Origin of the sequence: Lutibaculum baratangense AMV1, assembly GCF_000496075.1 — a bacterium.
Taxonomy (GTDB): domain Bacteria; phylum Pseudomonadota; class Alphaproteobacteria; order Rhizobiales; family Tepidamorphaceae; genus Lutibaculum; species Lutibaculum baratangense.
In genome coordinates, this window is sequence record NZ_AWXZ01000023.1 from 47,572 (window position 1) to 62,358 (window position 14,787).

Here is a 14,787-nt window from a genome sequence, read left to right on the forward strand (position 1 = left end):
CATCACTGCGCCCCGGCCGTCCGGACGCTCGCGGGAGTGACCTCGAGGTCGTCGCGGTTCGCCTGGAGCCAGCCGGTCAGCCGCCTGAGGCCGGTCTGCCAGTCGAGCGGCTCGGCGAGGCCGAAGGTCTCGCGGGCGAGGCCCAGATCCGCCACGAAATAGCGCTGGTCGCCGGCCCGCCAGTCCTGGAACTCGATGTCGAGCGGGCGGCCTGTGAGGGTCTCGATGAAGGCGAGGACCTGCCGCAGGCTGACCGCGTTCTTCGCGCCGCCGCCGAGGTTGAAGACCTGCCCCGAGACGCCGCCGATGTTCCGGAGCGCGGCGAGATAGGCCTCCACCGTGTCCTCGACCCACATCACGTCGCGCACCTGCCGGCCGTCGCCGAAGATCGTGATCTTCTGGCCCTTGAGCGCCTTGATCAGGAAATGCGCGAGCCAGCCCTGGTCCTCGGTGCCGAACTGGCGGGGCCCGTAGATGCAGCTCATGCGCATGACGCAGGCCGGGATGCCGAAGCTGTGGGCGTAGTCGAGGACGTACTGGTCGGCGCCGCCCTTCGAGCAGCCATAGGGCGTGCGGAAGGCGAGCGGCCTGTCCTCGCCGATGCCGCGGGCGCGCAGGGCGGGGTCCTCCGGCAGCCAGCGCCCGTCGACGAGGGCGAGCGGGATGTCGGCGAGGTCGCCGTAGACCTTGTTCGTGCTCGCGAAGATCAGCGGCGTGTTCCGGCCCGATCGCCGCAGCGCCTCGAGCACGTTGAAGGTGCCCCTGAGATTCACCTCGAAATCCCACAGCGGGTTCTCGAGGCTCGAGGTGACGGCGACCTGCGAGGCCATGTGGAAGACGGCGTCCGCGTCGCGGGCGGCCTCGCCGAGCGCGTCGGCATCGCGCACGTCGCCGAGCGCCACCGAGACCTTGTGGCCGTGGCGCTCTTTCAGCCAGGCGAGGTTCTGCTCGACGCCGGAGCGGGCGAGGGCGTCGTAGACGCAGACGTGATGGCCCTCTGCGCACAGCCGGTCGACGATGTTCGAGCCGATGAAGCCCGCGCCGCCGGTGACGAGGATCGGCCGGATGCCGGTGACGGCGGGGGCCGGGCGCGAGAGCTCGAGAACCTCGCGGACGTTCTCCGGCCCGCCGTCGGCGAGGAGCCGCGCGAGGAGCTTCGGGCTGCCGCCGGGATCGTAGAGCCCCATGTGGTAGTGGCGCTCGTCGAAGCGATGGCCTTCCTGCACGGCGACGTGGGGCTGCAGGTCCTGCAGCGAGTACCAGTAGAGCCGGTCGGCGGGCGCCTTCAGCGCGTCGAGGAAGCGCTGGGCCTGGTTCGCCGCGTCGCAGCGCCAGGTCGCGTAGCCGGCTTCCGTGATCCAGATCTCGGCCTCGTCGTTGAAGGGCCGCATCGTGTCGCGGACCGTCTCGATGAGGCCGGGCCACCCCGTCCATACGCCTTCCTCGCTGTCCCACGTGCCGGGAAAGCCGTGCACGCCCATGACGTCGATGACGCCGAGGACGCCGCGCTCGCCCATCAGGCGGAGCCAGTTCATGTCGTTCGGGCAGGGCCCGCCGAGAACGACCCTGCGGCCGCGTTCCCGCGCCCAATGCGCGGCGCGGCCCATCATGGTGCAGAACTTCAGCCAGTCCGGATCGACCCGCCAGTCCCAGTCGAGCAGGTTGTTCGGCTCGTTCCACAGTTCGAGCGTGTGGAGGCCGGGGTAGCGGCCGATGATCTCGTCGACGAACTGGGCGAGCGCGCCGAGGTCGCGCGGCGGCCCGCTCGAGCGCCCCGTCTCGGAGATCGAGGGCGGGGTGTAGTGGATCGAGGGGAGGAGATCGACCTCGGCCGAGAGCTTCGGGATCAGCCAGTCATACCATTCGCGGCCGCTCTCGGCGTGGAACTCGGCCCAGGAGAGGTGGGTGCGGAGCCGGTGGGCGCCGACCGCGCGCATGCGCTTCAGGCTCTCCTCCACCCGCTCGTACTCGCCGGGATAGAACCACTCGACGACGCCGAACTCCGCCCCGCTTCCGCTCACGACACGAGCCCCCGCGCTTCGAGCTCCCGCCGCGCCTCGGCCACCCGGTCGTCGGCCTTCTGCTGGGCGAGCCATTCCGTCAGCTCCGACAGCGCCTCGTCGAAGCCGCGAAGCGGCGCGAAGCCGAGCACCTCGCGCGCCTTCGAGATGTCGGCGAAGCAGTGCCTGATGTCGCCCGCCCGGAACTTGCCGGTGATCTCCGGCGCGAGGTCGTCGCGGCCCATCGTGCGCAGCAGGCGGTTTCCCACCTCGGCGATCGAGATGTCCTGGCCGCTGCCGACATTGATCGTCTCGCCGCTCGCCTCGCCGACCTCGAAGGCCAGGGCGAAGGCTTCGGCGACGTCGGTGACGTGCACGAAGTCGCGACGCTGGTTGCCGTCCTCGAACACCATCGGCGCCTGGCCGTTCAGCACGCGCGAGGCGAAGATCGCCAAGACGCCGGTGTAGGGGTTCGAGAGCGCCTGGCCGGGGCCGAAGACGTTGAAGAGCCTGAGGCACACCGCCTCCATCCCGTAGGCGGGGGCGGAGATCAGCGTCATCTGCTCCTGGGCGTACTTGTTGAGCGCGTAGACGGAGGACAGGCTCGGGCGCTTCGTCTCCGGCGTCGGCGCCGGCTCGAGGGGGCGGCCCTCGTCGTCGACGGGGTCCCACTGGCCGTTGATGTCGCCCGCGCGGCGGCGCGCATCCTCGACGAGCGTGCCGTCGGGCGCGCGGTAGAGACCCTCGCCATAGATGCTCATCGAGGACGCCGTGACGACGCGCTCGACGGGCTGTTCGATCAGCTTCTGGAAGAGGACGGCCGTGCCGTACTCGTTGACGCCGGTGTAGCGGTCGATCTCGTACATCGACTGGCCGACGCCGACCTCGGCCGCGAGATGCGCCACCCAGTCGACGCCCTCGATCGCGCGCCCGACAGCGTCGGGGTCGCGGATGTCGGCGTCGAGGACCTCGCATTCGCGCAGGACCGGGGCGGGCTCGGGCTCGGGTCCGTGCACCTGCTCATGGAAATTGTCGAGGATGCGGACCTCGTGGCCGCGCCGCAGCATCGTTTCGGCCACGTGGCGCCCGATGAAGCCGGCGCCGCCGGTGATGAGAATTCTGCGGGACATTGCTCGTTCTTCGCGTGAGGTTGAGGGAGGATGACGGCAAGGCGGGGCGGCCCCGCGCAATCACCCCTGGCCGTCGCGCTTCACGAACTTGAAGAAGCGGCTGGTCGATCCGTCGCCCGTCTTGTCCTGATGCAGGAAGGCGAGCCTGCTCTCCTCGAAGACGGAGAAGAAGGCGTCCCAGGAGATGGGTTCCAGCGAATCCTCGGGCTCGCCGAAGTCGATGCGGAGGATGCCCTCCTCGTCGCTGTCGCCGGTGCCCTTCACCTTGGTCGGCGTCCCGCCCCGCGCTTCCACCCACTCCTTGATCTTCTTGTGATCGGTGGTCGTTTCAGCGGAACTCATGCGCACGCACCCCTTCTCTGTCGGAGGTTCAACTCACGAGGCGAACGCGGCCGGTGCCGACCGGTTCCAGCTGAACCGGCTTTGTCCGGAACCAGACTCTGGGAACCGGCTCTGCGGTGTGCAATGTCCCGAAAGGAGGCGCCGGAGGGGATCACGCGGGCCCGCTCCCGAACCCTCAGCCACCTCAGCGCTCGCCGGCACTAGCGTTTTTTGAAGATCTCCAGCAGAGGCGACCCGCTTCTCTCATCTATGCCCTTCGCGGCAGAACCTCTCCAGGTATCTCCGTGTAGCCCGGTTTGCCTCCAACGAACGCAGAAATCTCCTCAAGCATCTCTCCAGTGGGTTCGACGCCGCAATATTTGACAAGTCTCTCGGCATAGAGGCGAGGTTGAGCAACGGCTGCCTCGTACGCGACTATCGCCGTCGGCATATCGTTCCCGTCGATGATGTCAAATACTTTGCTGTAATGTCGAGTGGCGACCTTTATCAGATGTAGGTCGAGGGGGCGGCGATCTCTTCGTGCCGAGGATCTCGCGACGGCAAGCGTGTTGCGATAGACGACGATCAAGTGGGGGTTGACCAGGGCATGCTTGATCTCGTCGAAGAAATGAACGGTTCTCGGCAGCTTCCAGCCCCAGGTGTGGAACCGGCGGTTTCTGTCCGCGATCGCAGCCAGTTTGTCCTCCACGGCCTCCCGCTTGAAAGCGGGATCCTCATGCTGTCCGCCAAGGCCCTCGCCCATGAAAATCCCAGCCAGTCGGAGGGACCCGGCGATCATCGAGGTGCCGCCGCGAGGTGCCCCCAGGACGACGAAGGTCTTCCGCTCGCCCGCATCAAGCGGAGGTCTCACCGTCACGAAGCAGTCGTCCGCCATCCGTGCTCCTTCACTTTGCTGTCTGGACCGAGGTCAACGCGCCGCAGTCCCTCTGCAGAATCCTAGCCTGGTTGAGCGTTCTCCGTAGCGGCAGGAGGCACCTAAACCGGAGACTCCGACCGGTCTTGCCTGATTATCTGCAGGGAGTGAACGGCAAAGCGCCCTTCGATGGCGCCTTCCTTCATGTCGAAGTACACCTCTATCGCATGGTGCGGGTCCTCTACCGTCACAGGTAAAGCGACGGCCTGTTTTGCCCTGGCCGGGAGTTGCACTGCTATGGCGGCGTTGACTTGCTTGCCCACCCTTGCCCGGACGTTCACCAGGTTCCCGGAGGCATTGTCCCAGACTTCGATGATGGCCGTGAAAAGCCATTGTCCGGGAGGAAGGTGAAGGTAGGGACCGAAGGTGAGACGGCGAGCCGGGCCGAGCATCTCGATCGGGCTCCGGAAGTAGTCCTCCTTCGTCACGGCGTCTACGAGGAAGCCCGGGGGCCACGAGCAGGTGGCCACCGGATCTCCGCCCAGCAGGTTGTCGTAGCCTTCCGCCAGCTTGAGCAGGAGGCTGCGCTCGTAGGAGGGCAGGGCTTCGAGCGCCGCCTGACCATGCGCGGCACGCGGGAACTTCGCGCACATCTCCGTGTGCAGGAGCGTGCGCGGCGTCAACTCCCTCACGCCCAACCTGGCGGCCGCCTGCTCGATCAACTCGGTCTCCGGGTCGATGCCGTAGAAGAGGCTGAGATTCTGCAGGAAGGACAGGAGGCGTGTGTCATGTTCCGGCTGTGGAAAGCGGAACGCGCATTCCATGGCGAGCAACATCGCGCTGCTCGCCACCCAGCGCGAGGTCCGGCGCACGGCATTGCGAAAGTCGAGCGGTTTGGCGCCCGCGAGCAGGAAGCCGACGGTGGTCTCGAAGCTCTCCTCGAAGAAGGCGGGCTTGGCTCCGGCCCGCTGCAGCACCTGGGCAATGCGAAGATCAGGTGCTTCCAGAGAGACGACGAAGGCCTCCGCCTTCCGCGCCTTGTAGGCCTTCTCGAACTGCTCGAAGGTCGTGACCTTGGCGAAGTCGGCCTCGCCGAAGCGGCTTTCCGCGATTGCGCGCGTTGCAGCCAGTCCGAAATTGGCAGGGCCACTCGGCGAACCCGTGACGAAGAAGAGCATGAGCGTGCCGGGCTCGCGTGCCTAAACTGTCCCGTGGGCCTGCCGGCTGCAGCGCGCGCAGGGCCATGGAGGAGATCTCCTCGGGATCGTTCCGCCATCCCTACTGTAGCGGCAACCCGAGACGACCTCGTCCATCATCTACCCAGCGCGCCGTGCGTCCTGCCACTCCCACACACACCTCTCGCACTAAACGCCGACGGGAAGCCTGTCCACCCGGTTCGTGCGCCGGCGGCGCCCCGCGCGCCCGTTCCCGAGTGTCGTTCTTCGACACGGGGCCGACTGGGCAGAGTGGCTCAGGCCGGGCGGCGGCCGCCGGACGGCCTTCGGCAGGACGATATGCCCAGGAGGGTGTAGAGCGGGCAGCTGCGGACGAGCGCGGTGGCTCCGGCGACGAAGCCGGCGACGATCGCGACCCAGCTCCAGGCGCCGGGGAGCGTCCACAGGCCGCCTGCGACGAGAGCGACGGCGACGACGGCGCGGATGATGCGGTCTAGAGATCCTACATTGGTCGTGCTGAACATGGTGCACCCGTTCCGGTTACATCGCGGCGTCCCGTGCCGGTCGAGCGGCTGGACCCGCGGCTGACCGGCCCTATATACATTAGTCAAAGCTAAATTAGCAAGGTCTAGCATAACTATGGCATCGATCGCGGAGTTGGCGGGGCTCGAGACGAAGGCGGCCGAGGTTGCGAACCTCCTCAGGCTGATCGCGAACGAGAAGCGGCTTCTCATCCTGTGCCTGCTCGGCACCGAGAAGGAGATGACGGTGACGCAGCTCGCCGCGGCGGTGAACCTCAGCCAGTCGGCGCTCTCCCAGCATCTCGCGAAGCTGCGCGCCGACGATCTCGTGGCGACGCGCCGGGAAGCGCAGATGCTGCACTACCGCATCGCCGACCCGCGCGTGGAGGCGCTGCTCGGGGCGATGGCGGAGATCTTCTGCCCCGAGATCGTGCGAGGCGCCGGCCGCACCGCCGACTGAGAGCGCCGGCCGAGAGCCCCGCCGCCACGGCTGCTGCTGCGGCGCACCTATTGCTCATGCGAAGCATTGCTGCGGTGCGGCATCACTGTAGCGGGCGGCCTTACTCGGATGCCGGAGAGGAACGGCCCGCTCTGGAATTGGAACAAAGTCTTATAGAGGGGCTGTTGCTTTCCCTATACAGTTTTCCCCGCCGATAGAGCGAAGGTCGATGGCCCCGATGTGTGCGGAAGCGCGCGGGAGCTTGCGCGACCTCATACCCAAGCGGGAGGAACTGCATGACCAAGGACATTAGGCGGCCGACCCGGCGCGGCCTGCTGACGGCGGGCGCCGTGGGCGCGGCGGCCCTTTCGGCCCCGAGCTTCTTCATCAAGGGCGCGTGGGCGCAGGAGAAGGCGATCGGGAATTTCCCCCGCGCCACGGAAGGCTCGTCGATCAAGTTCGGCTTCGTCCTGCCGCAGACGGGTGCCTATGCCGACGAGGGCGCCGACGAGCTGCGCGCGTACCAGCTCGCGGTGAAGCACCTGAACGAGGGCTTCGACTTCGACAGCATCATCTCCGACAGCGGTCTCTCGGGCAGCGGCGTGCTCGGCAAGAAGGTCGAGTACGTGGTCGGGGACGACCAGACGAACCCGGACGCCGCCCGCCAGGTGTCGCAGCGCATGATCGAGCGTGACGGCGTGATCATGTTCTCCGGCGGCTCGTCCTCCGCGACCGCGGTGGCCAACCAGTATCTCGCCCAGGAAAAGGGCGTGATCTTCATGAACGGCCTCACGCATTCGAACGACACGACGGGCAAGGACCGCCGTCGTTACGGCTTCCGGCACTTCTTCAACGCCTACATGTCGGGCATCGCGCTCGGGCCGATCATCGCCGAGAGCTACGGCAAGGACCGCCGGGCCTATCACCTGACCGCCGACTACACCTGGGGCCACACCCAGTACGAGTCGATGAAGGCGTCGACCGAGGACCAGGGCTGGACGACCGTCAACAACATCATGACGCCGCTCGGCGCGCCCGACTTCTCGCAGTATCTCACCCAGGTGCTGAACTCGGATGCCGACGTGGTCATCCTGAACCACTACGGCAAGGACATGGTGAACTCGTTGACCCAGGCCGTGCAGTTCGGCATGCGCGACCTGCAGAAGAACGGGAAGGACTTCCAGATCGTCGTGCCGCTCTATTCCGAGCTGATGGCGGAAGGCGCGGGCGACAACATCGAGGGCGTCTACGGCACCACGAACTGGAACGAGAAGCTGCCCGACGCCGGCACGAAGGCCTTCGTCGACGCGTTCGTCGCCGACTACGACCGCCCGCCCAGCCAGGCCGCGCAGACCGCCTACGTGCAGACGCTTCTCTACGCCAGCGCGGCCGAGCGGGCCGGCACGTTCTATCCGCCCGAGGTGATCAAGGCGCTCGAGGACTTCGAGTTCACCGGCATCGGCTCGGAAGGGCCCATGCTCTATCGCGGCGCCGACCACCAGTGCTTCCACGACGTGCTCGTCGTGCAGGGCAAGCCGCCGAGCGAACGTGCCGACCAGCACGACCTGCTCGAGATCGTGAAGGTCGTGCCGCGCGCCGACATCGAGTACGACCCCGCCCTGCCGGCCTTCGGCGGCGAGCAGGCGGATCTCGGCCCCTACGAGCCGGCCTGAGCAGCAGGATCCGGGCCTTCGGATATCTCCGGAGGCCCGGACAGGCCCTCCGCGCCGGCAGGCATCTTCCGGCCGGCGCGTCGTGTTTCGCGGCCGGCCCACGGGTGAGCATCCGACCATGGAATTCAACGCGTTCTTCCTGAACTTTCTGACCGGGCTCCAGCTCGGCGCGATCTACGCGCTGATCGCCCTGGGCCTGACGCTGATCTTCGGCACGCTCGGCGTGGTGAACTTCGCCCACGGCGCGCTCTACATGATCGCGGCCTACGCCGCGGTGCTCATCTCGCGGTCGATGGGCTTCACCTACGCGATCTTCATCGTGCCGGCGCTGCTCTTCCTCGTCGGGCTCCTGATGGAGCGCGGGCTCATACGCTGGTTCTACGACCGACCACACACCGACCAGATCCTCGTGACGTTCGGCCTGGCGATCGTCATCGAGGAGGCGCTGAAATGGATCTTCGGCGCGAACAACATCCCGTTCGCGCTGCCGTCGTGGGGCTCGGGGCAGGTCCTGTTCTACGGGCTGGGCGCCACGGTGCCCGAGGCCATTCCGGGGCTCCGGATCCCGATGCCGGGGATCGAGGGCTTCACCTTCTTCCCCTTCTGGCGCCTCCTCCTGATCGGCGTCTCGGCGATCGTCGTGCTCGGCCTCTTCGTGCTCCTGCAGTTCACCCGGTTCGGCCTCGTCGTCCGCGCCGGCATGCGCGACCCGCAGATGGTCAGCCATCTCGGCATCAACGTGACGCAGAAATTCGCCATCGTCTTCGGCCTCGCCGCGGCGATCGCGGGGGTGGCGGGCGTGTTCGGCGGCCCGGTGACCCAGGTGAGCCCGACGGTCGGCCTCGCCTATCTCGTCCCATCGTTCCTGGTCGTGGTGATCGGCGGCATGGGCTCGCTGCTCGGCGCGCTCGTGGCGGCCGTCCTTCTGGGAATGGCCAGCGCCTTCACGACGGGCTTCGCCGCGCTCGCGGTCGATCCGTTCATGAAGGGCTTCCTGACGGCGCTGCAGCAGATCGTCGTCTACCTCGTGGCAGTGGTCGTCCTGCTCGTTCGGCCCCGCGGCCTGTTCGGCAAGAAGGGAGTGTTCGAATGAGCGACGTCGCAAAGCCCGTCTACGCCGGAGCGGACGAGCGGGGCGGCCGGGCCGGCATGTGGAACGGCCGGGGGCGCGACCTCGTGGTGGTCGCGATCATCGGCATGGTCACCTTCACCATGCCCTTGTGGCTCGTCGAGCTCGGCGGCTACGAGGCGCTGGCGACGAAGATCGTCATCTGGGCGATCTTCGCGCTCGGCTTCGACCTCCTGCTCGGCTTCACCGGCCTCCTCTCCTTCGGCCACGCCGCCTTCTTCGGGACGGCGGCCTACATCACCGGCCTGAGCCTGAAGCACTTCTCGTCCGACGTGATACCCGCGATGGCGTTCGCCTTCGTCGGCACGCTCCTCGTCGCGCTGTTCATCGGCTTCCTGACCCTGCGGCGCACCGGCATCTACTTCTCGATCCTCACCCTCGCCTTCGCGGAGATGATCCACGCGCTCGTGCTCTCCTCGACGCTGCAGCGCTGGACCGGCGGCGACAACGGCCTGACGGGGCTTCACTATCCCACGCTCCTCGGCATGAACCTGCGGGGCATCGCGGTCTTCTACTTCTGCGCCGTGATCCTCGTGATCATGTTCCTCGTCGCCCAGTTCCTGAAGCGCTCCCCGTTCGGCCTCATGCTGCGCTCCATCAAGGAGAACCCCATGCGGCTCGAATACACGGGCATCAACGTGTGGGCGTACAAGATGATGGCGTTCCTGATATCGGCGATGTACGCCGGGCTCGCGGGCTCGCTCATGGTCATCTACGAGCCCTACGTGGCGACGAAGTTCCTCCACTGGTCGACCTCGGGCGAGGTGGTCATCGCCACCGTCATCGGCGGCGCGAGCACGCTGATCGGGCCGATGATCGGCGCCGCCTTCCTCATGTATTTCGAGAACGTCGTGCAAGGCATGATCGGCGAGCAGTGGCGCCTGATCCTGGGGCTCATCTTCGCCGCCATCGTCATCTTCCTGCCCGGCGGCCTGATCGACATCTGGCGGGTGGTCTGGCGCGCGACGGGGCACAAGCTCCTGCACGGCCGCCGGCACAACGTGCCGGACATGGAGCTCACCGAGCCCCGCCACACCGATCCCCGTCCCTGACGCCGGCAGCTCAAGGAAACGACCCGTGACCGCCACACACACAACCGAGCCAGCGGCCGGCCACGCGAGGGGGGGCGACGACCTCCTCGTCATCAGGGGCGTGAGCAAGCGCTTCGGCGGCCTGCGTGCGCTCAGCAACGTGAACCTCACCGTCGAGCACGGCCAGATCCATGCCATCATCGGCCCGAACGGGGCCGGCAAGTCGACGCTCCTCAACTGCATGATCGGCCTGATCGACGCCGACGAGGGCGAGGTCGTCTTCGACGGCAAGCCGCTGAAGGGCCTGTCGCCCCACAACATCATGCAGCGCGGCATCGCGCGCGTCTTCCAGACGCCGCAGGTCTTCCCCGGCATGTCGCTGCTCGACAACGTGGCGATCGCCGCGCTCGCCAAGATGAACGGCCAGTTCCGGATCGACCCGTTCGTCTACCTCTCGCCGACCCACCCGGCCGTCGAGGAGGCGTCCGAGATCCTGCGGCGCCTCGGGCTCCTCAAGATGGCGAAATACGACGCGGCGCACCTGTCGCGCGGCGACAAGCGCCGGCTCGAGCTCGGCATCTGCATGGCCTGCAAGCCGCGCCTGATGCTGCTCGACGAGCCGACGGCCGGCATGGCGCGCCACGACACGAACCGCACGATCGACCTCCTCCGGGAGATCTCCGCCACCGGCATCACGATGATCGTGATCGAGCACGACATGCACGTCGTGTTCTCGCTCGCCGACGTGATCACCTGCCTCGCGCAAGGAACCCCCATCGCCTTCGGCAAGCCGGAGGAGGTGCGCGGCAATCCGAAAGTCCGCGAAGCCTATCTGGGGAGCAGCCACTGATGAGCGCCGTCATGGAGGCCGAACGGCCGGCCGCCGCGCCCGCGGGCGAGGCTTTCGTCCGGCTGAAGGACGTGGAGTCCTATTACGGCGAGAGCTACATCGTCCAGGGCGTGACCTTCGACGTGAAGGAAGGCGAGATCGTCGCGCTGCTCGGGCGCAACGGCGCCGGCAAGACCTCGACGCTGAAGACGATCGCCCGCGCCCACGAGCCGCACCTGACGGCGGGCGAGATCTGGCTCGGCGACCAGGCGGTCCACAAGATGCGCGACTGGCAGGCCGCGCGCGCCGGCATCCAGCTCGTGCCGGAGGACAGGCGCATCATCGGCGGCCTGACGGTGGAGGAGAACCTCATCCTCGCGCAGACCGCAGAGCCGGTCGGGTGGCCGGTCGACCGGATCTACCAGCTCTTCCCGCGCCTCGGCGAGCGGCGGCGGCAGGAGGCGACGACGATGTCGGGCGGCGAGCAGCAGATGCTGGCCGTCGGCCGGGCCCTCGCCCGCGACATCAAGCTCCTCCTGCTCGACGAGCCCTACGAGGGGCTCGCGCCGACGATCGTGGAGGAGATCGAGAAGGCGATGTTCGAGATCAAGGGGCTCGGCATCACCACGATCATCGTCGAGCAGAACGCCGTCGCCGCCCTGCGCATCGCCGACAGCGCCGTCATCCTCGACATGGGCTCCGTCGCCTATCGCGGAACCGCGAAGGAGGTTCTCGACAACGAGGAGCTCCGGAACGAGTACCTGGCGATCTGACGTCGGGAAGGCCACGCGAAATCCCGCTCCCGCCGTGCTAGCCTCGCCGAGGGGCGAATCGCGGGGGACGGGGATGATCTCGCTGGACTATATCCTGGAGGCGCTGGAGACGGGCGAGACGACGAGCGAGGCGTTGACGCTCGAAGCCCTCGACCGGGCGCGCGATCCGGCGGGCGAGGGCGGCCGCGCCTTCCTCTCGCTCTACGAGGAGGCGGCGCCGGTCGTCGCGCGCGCGAGCGACATGGTGCGCGAGGCGGGCGTGCCGCAGGGACCGCTGGCGGGCCTGCCGATCTCGATCAAGGATCTGTTCGACGTCCGGGGCGAGGTGACGAAGGCGGGCTCGCGGGTTCTCGAGGACGCGGAGCCCGCCGCCGACGACGCGCCCGTCGTGAAGAGGCTGCGGGCCGCCGGCGCGGTCCTCGTGGGCCGAACGAACATGACCGAGTTCGCCTTCTCCGGCCTCGGCCTCAACCCGCATTACGGCACGCCGCTCAACCCCTACGACCGCGAGACCGGACGCATTCCCGGCGGCTCGTCCTCGGGGGCGGCCGTCTCGGTGACGGACGGCATGGCGGTGGCCGCGATCGGTTCGGACACCGGCGGCTCCGTGCGCATCCCCGCGGCGATGTGCGGCCTGACGGGCTTCAAGCCGACGGCGCGCCGCGTCCCGACGACGGGCGCGGCGCCGCTGTCGTGGTCGCTCGATTCGGTCGGCGCGCTGGCGCCGACGGTCGCCTGCTGCACGCTGCTCGATTCAGTGCTGGCCGGCGAGGAGCCGTCGCCGCTGCCGCGCGTCTCGATCGAGGGCCTGAGGCTCGCCGTGTCGCAGACGCTTCTCCTCGACGGTCTCGACGAAACGGTCGCGCGCAGCTTCGGCCGGGCCGCCCGGCTGATCGCGGATGCGGGGGCGCGGCTTTTCGAGACGCCGCTCGAGCCGTTCGGCGAGATCGCGTCGGCGAACTCGCTCGGCGGCTTTCCCGGCGCGGAATCCTACGCCTGGCACCGGCCGCTCATCGTCGGGCGCTCGGACGAGTACGACCCCCGCGTGGCCGCCCGCATCACGCGCGGCGCCGAGCAGAGCGCGGCGGACTTCCTCGACCTCCAGGCTTTCAGGAAGGATCTCGTCGGACGGGTCGAGCGCGAGCTTTCGGCCTTCGACGCCGTGATCTGCCCGACCGTTCCCGTCGTTCCGCCGGAGCTTGCGCCGCTCGAGGAGGACGACGAACTGTTCGCGAAGACGAACCTGCTCGTCTTGAGGAACCCGACCGCCGTCAACATGATGGACGGCTGCGCGATCTCCATCCCCTGCCACAGGCTCGGCGATCCGCCCGTCGGCCTCATGCTCTTCGCGCCGGCGATGCACGACAGGCGGCTCCTCGCGGTCGCCCGCGCGGTCGAGCGCGTCCTCGCGCCGCTGCGGGAGGAATGACGGCAGGCCCAAGCTGCCTCCTCGATCTCACCGCTCCCCATCGTCCGGCGAGGCGAGGCAGGGATCGAGCATGATGCGACGCTCGTCGACGCGCATGTAGCCGCCCGCGAAGAGGGCCATGTCGCCGACCTCCCGGCCCTCCCGGCTGTAGGTGACGCACATGATCTGGACGCCGACTTCGGGGCACATGACGAGATAGGCGAGGGCGCCGTCCCACTCCGTCGCGACGAGAGGGCCGCGCACGGCGAAGCTGACGCGCGCGTCGATGTCGGGGCCGTGCTCGATCCAGTAGCCCGCCGTCTCGCAGGTCGCCGGCACGTCGGGATAGGCTTCGCCGAGCGTGAAGGGGCTGTCGGGCCGCTGCCACTCCGCGGCCGTCGCCGGGGCGGGGAGAGCGGCGCAGGCGAGCGCGGCCGCGAGGCCGGCGACGCAGAGCTCTTTCGGAAAAGGCACGGGGTCACTCCGCTGGTGTCCGGCGGCATCCTCACCCGAGATGCGCCGCGATGTCACGGGTGCCTCGGCGGCCGTGCCACATCGTTTCGTGCCGCGTGTTCCCGTGGGCCCATCCGGCCGCGTCTCCGTTGACTTATCGCACGCCGTCCGTATATTCCGCGCCTCAGGCGCACGTTGCACGACGCAACCCGTGCCAACAATCACGCTGTCCGAGGCTCTGATCGCTCCACCGGCCGGGCAGGCCGGTCGGGAAGCCGATCCCGCGAAAGTCCGTCGCCCGCGAGGGCACGGCGCCACAGGGCGCGACGAGAAATGGAACTGGGCATGTACGCGGTCATCAAGACGGGCGGCAAGCAATATCGCGTTGCCGCCAATGACGTGATCAGGATCGAGAGGCTTCCGGGCGAGGCCGGCGACACGATCACGTTCGAGGAAGTTCTGTTCGTCGGCGAAGGCGACGACGTCAAGGTCGGCGCTCCCTTCATCAAGGGCGCGACGGTCACGGGCGAGCTCGTGGAGCAGGCGCGCGGCAAGAAGGTCCACATCTTCAAGAAGCGCCGCCGCAAGCACTACCAGCGCTCGGCCGGCCACCGGCAGGACCTGTCGGTCGTGCGCATCACCGACATCGCGGCCTCGGGCGGCAAGAAGTCCGCTTCCAAGGCGAAGAAGGAAGAGGCGGCGCCTGCCGGCGAAGCCTCCTCCGAGGCATAAGGAGGCCAGACCATGGCGCACAAGAAGGCAGGCGGCTCGTCCCGCAACGGCCGCGACACAGCCGGCCGCAGGCTCGGCGTGAAGAAGTTCGGCGGCGAGCAGGTCGTGGCCGGCAACATCATCATCCGCCAGCGCGGCACGCGCTGGCATCCCGGCGACAATGTCGGCCTCGGCAAGGATCACACGATCTTCGCCATGGCCGACGGCCACGTCTCCTTCCGCACCAGCAAGGGCGGTCGGCAGTACGTCTCGGTCGTGGTGCCGGAGGCCGCCGAGTAACGGGCGGTTCGCGAGCCGCC

The 14,787-nt window shown here is 68.0% G+C and carries 16 protein-coding genes; 9 read left to right on the top strand and 7 right to left on the bottom strand.

Annotated elements, in window-relative coordinates:
• Positions 1-2: 2 nt before the first annotated feature.
• From N177_RS08840 to N177_RS08865, 6 genes are all read right to left on the bottom strand, one after another.
• Complete coding sequence (locus N177_RS08840; RefSeq protein WP_023431963.1) at positions 3-2,021, bottom strand: SDR family NAD(P)-dependent oxidoreductase; 2,019 nt, start codon at positions 2,019-2,021, stop codon at positions 3-5.
• Positions 2,018-3,130 (bottom strand): NAD-dependent epimerase/dehydratase family protein, encoded by a 1,113-nt coding sequence (locus tag N177_RS08845; RefSeq protein WP_023431964.1) that lies wholly within the window; start codon positions 3,128-3,130, stop codon positions 2,018-2,020. The genes N177_RS08840 and N177_RS08845 overlap by 4 nt, the downstream gene beginning before the upstream one ends.
• A 60-nt stretch (positions 3,131-3,190) precedes the next feature.
• Positions 3,191-3,472: a hypothetical protein gene (locus N177_RS08850; RefSeq protein ID WP_040485456.1), complete on the bottom strand. Its 282-nt coding sequence runs from the start codon at positions 3,470-3,472 to the stop codon at positions 3,191-3,193.
• A gap of 247 nt (positions 3,473-3,719) precedes the next feature.
• Positions 3,720-4,346 carry a sulfotransferase family protein gene (locus N177_RS08855; protein ID WP_023431966.1) on the bottom strand — a complete coding sequence of 209 codons (627 nt, stop codon included), beginning with the start codon at positions 4,344-4,346 and terminating at the stop codon, positions 3,720-3,722.
• 101 nt (positions 4,347-4,447) lie between these two features.
• Positions 4,448-5,503 (bottom strand): hypothetical protein, encoded by a 1,056-nt coding sequence (locus N177_RS08860; protein WP_023431967.1) that lies wholly within the window; start codon positions 5,501-5,503, stop codon positions 4,448-4,450.
• A 293-nt stretch (positions 5,504-5,796) separates the two neighbouring features.
• A complete protein-coding gene (locus N177_RS08865) occupies positions 5,797-6,024 on the bottom strand; it encodes a YgaP family membrane protein (protein WP_023431968.1) in 228 nt (75 codons plus the stop codon).
• Positions 6,025-6,139: 115 nt separating this feature from the next.
• On the opposite strand from N177_RS08865, the gene N177_RS08870 reads away from it, so the two are divergent.
• From N177_RS08870 to N177_RS08900, 7 genes are all read left to right on the top strand, one after another.
• Positions 6,140-6,481 (top strand): ArsR/SmtB family transcription factor, encoded by a 342-nt coding sequence (locus tag N177_RS08870; RefSeq protein ID WP_023431969.1) that lies wholly within the window; start codon positions 6,140-6,142, stop codon positions 6,479-6,481.
• A 275-nt stretch (positions 6,482-6,756) separates the two neighbouring features.
• Entirely contained in the window at positions 6,757-8,133 is a 1,377-nt protein-coding gene (locus N177_RS08875) for a substrate-binding protein (protein WP_023431970.1), read from the top strand.
• Between the two features lie 118 nt (positions 8,134-8,251).
• Positions 8,252-9,226 (top strand): branched-chain amino acid ABC transporter permease, encoded by a 975-nt coding sequence (locus tag N177_RS08880; RefSeq protein ID WP_023431971.1) that lies wholly within the window; start codon positions 8,252-8,254, stop codon positions 9,224-9,226.
• Positions 9,223-10,314 carry a branched-chain amino acid ABC transporter permease gene (locus N177_RS08885; RefSeq protein WP_023431972.1) on the top strand — a complete coding sequence of 364 codons (1,092 nt, stop codon included), beginning with the start codon at positions 9,223-9,225 and terminating at the stop codon, positions 10,312-10,314. The genes N177_RS08880 and N177_RS08885 overlap by 4 nt, the downstream gene beginning before the upstream one ends.
• A 25-nt stretch (positions 10,315-10,339) precedes the next feature.
• On the top strand, positions 10,340-11,143 hold the full coding sequence (locus tag N177_RS08890) for an ABC transporter ATP-binding protein (protein WP_023431973.1): 804 nt from the start codon (positions 10,340-10,342) through the stop codon (positions 11,141-11,143).
• Positions 11,143-11,895 (top strand): ABC transporter ATP-binding protein, encoded by a 753-nt coding sequence (locus tag N177_RS08895; RefSeq protein WP_023431974.1) that lies wholly within the window; start codon positions 11,143-11,145, stop codon positions 11,893-11,895. The genes N177_RS08890 and N177_RS08895 overlap by 1 nt, the downstream gene beginning before the upstream one ends.
• A 73-nt stretch (positions 11,896-11,968) precedes the next feature.
• Entirely contained in the window at positions 11,969-13,324 is a 1,356-nt protein-coding gene (locus tag N177_RS08900; protein WP_023431975.1) for an amidase, read from the top strand.
• 27 nt (positions 13,325-13,351) lie between these two features.
• Here the strand turns inward: N177_RS08900 and N177_RS08905 are convergent, their stop codons facing one another.
• Complete coding sequence (locus N177_RS08905) at positions 13,352-13,777, bottom strand: hypothetical protein (RefSeq protein ID WP_023431976.1); 426 nt, start codon at positions 13,775-13,777, stop codon at positions 13,352-13,354.
• Between the two features lie 324 nt (positions 13,778-14,101).
• Here N177_RS08905 and rplU point away from each other — a divergent pair, with 324 nt between their 5' ends.
• Together rplU and rpmA are read left to right on the top strand one after the other, a co-directional pair.
• Positions 14,102-14,488 carry a 50S ribosomal protein L21 gene (rplU, locus tag N177_RS08910; protein ID WP_023431977.1) on the top strand — a complete coding sequence of 129 codons (387 nt, stop codon included), beginning with the start codon at positions 14,102-14,104 and terminating at the stop codon, positions 14,486-14,488.
• A gap of 12 nt (positions 14,489-14,500) precedes the next feature.
• Positions 14,501-14,767: a 50S ribosomal protein L27 gene (gene rpmA / locus N177_RS08915; protein ID WP_023431978.1), complete on the top strand. Its 267-nt coding sequence runs from the start codon at positions 14,501-14,503 to the stop codon at positions 14,765-14,767.
• Positions 14,768-14,787: the final 20 nt, after the last annotated feature.

Coding starts and splice junctions, on each gene's coding strand:
- N177_RS08845 (WP_023431964.1), bottom strand. CDS start 3,130: ATGTCCCGCAGAATTCTCATCACCGGCGGCGCCGGCTTCATCGGGCGC.
- N177_RS08850 (WP_040485456.1), bottom strand. CDS start 3,472: ATGAGTTCCGCTGAAACGACCACCGATCACAAGAAGATCAAGGAGTGG.
- N177_RS08855 (WP_023431966.1), bottom strand. CDS start 4,346: ATGGCGGACGACTGCTTCGTGACGGTGAGACCTCCGCTTGATGCGGGC.
- N177_RS08860 (WP_023431967.1), bottom strand. CDS start 5,503: ATGCTCTTCTTCGTCACGGGTTCGCCGAGTGGCCCTGCCAATTTCGGA.
- N177_RS08865 (WP_023431968.1), bottom strand. CDS start 6,024: ATGTTCAGCACGACCAATGTAGGATCTCTAGACCGCATCATCCGCGCC.
- N177_RS08870 (WP_023431969.1), top strand. CDS start 6,140: ATGGCATCGATCGCGGAGTTGGCGGGGCTCGAGACGAAGGCGGCCGAG.
- N177_RS08875 (WP_023431970.1), top strand. CDS start 6,757: ATGACCAAGGACATTAGGCGGCCGACCCGGCGCGGCCTGCTGACGGCG.
- N177_RS08880 (WP_023431971.1), top strand. CDS start 8,252: ATGGAATTCAACGCGTTCTTCCTGAACTTTCTGACCGGGCTCCAGCTC.
- N177_RS08885 (WP_023431972.1), top strand. CDS start 9,223: ATGAGCGACGTCGCAAAGCCCGTCTACGCCGGAGCGGACGAGCGGGGC.
- N177_RS08895 (WP_023431974.1), top strand. CDS start 11,143: ATGAGCGCCGTCATGGAGGCCGAACGGCCGGCCGCCGCGCCCGCGGGC.
- N177_RS08900 (WP_023431975.1), top strand. CDS start 11,969: ATGATCTCGCTGGACTATATCCTGGAGGCGCTGGAGACGGGCGAGACG.
- rplU (WP_023431977.1), top strand. CDS start 14,102: ATGTACGCGGTCATCAAGACGGGCGGCAAGCAATATCGCGTTGCCGCC.
- rpmA (WP_023431978.1), top strand. CDS start 14,501: ATGGCGCACAAGAAGGCAGGCGGCTCGTCCCGCAACGGCCGCGACACA.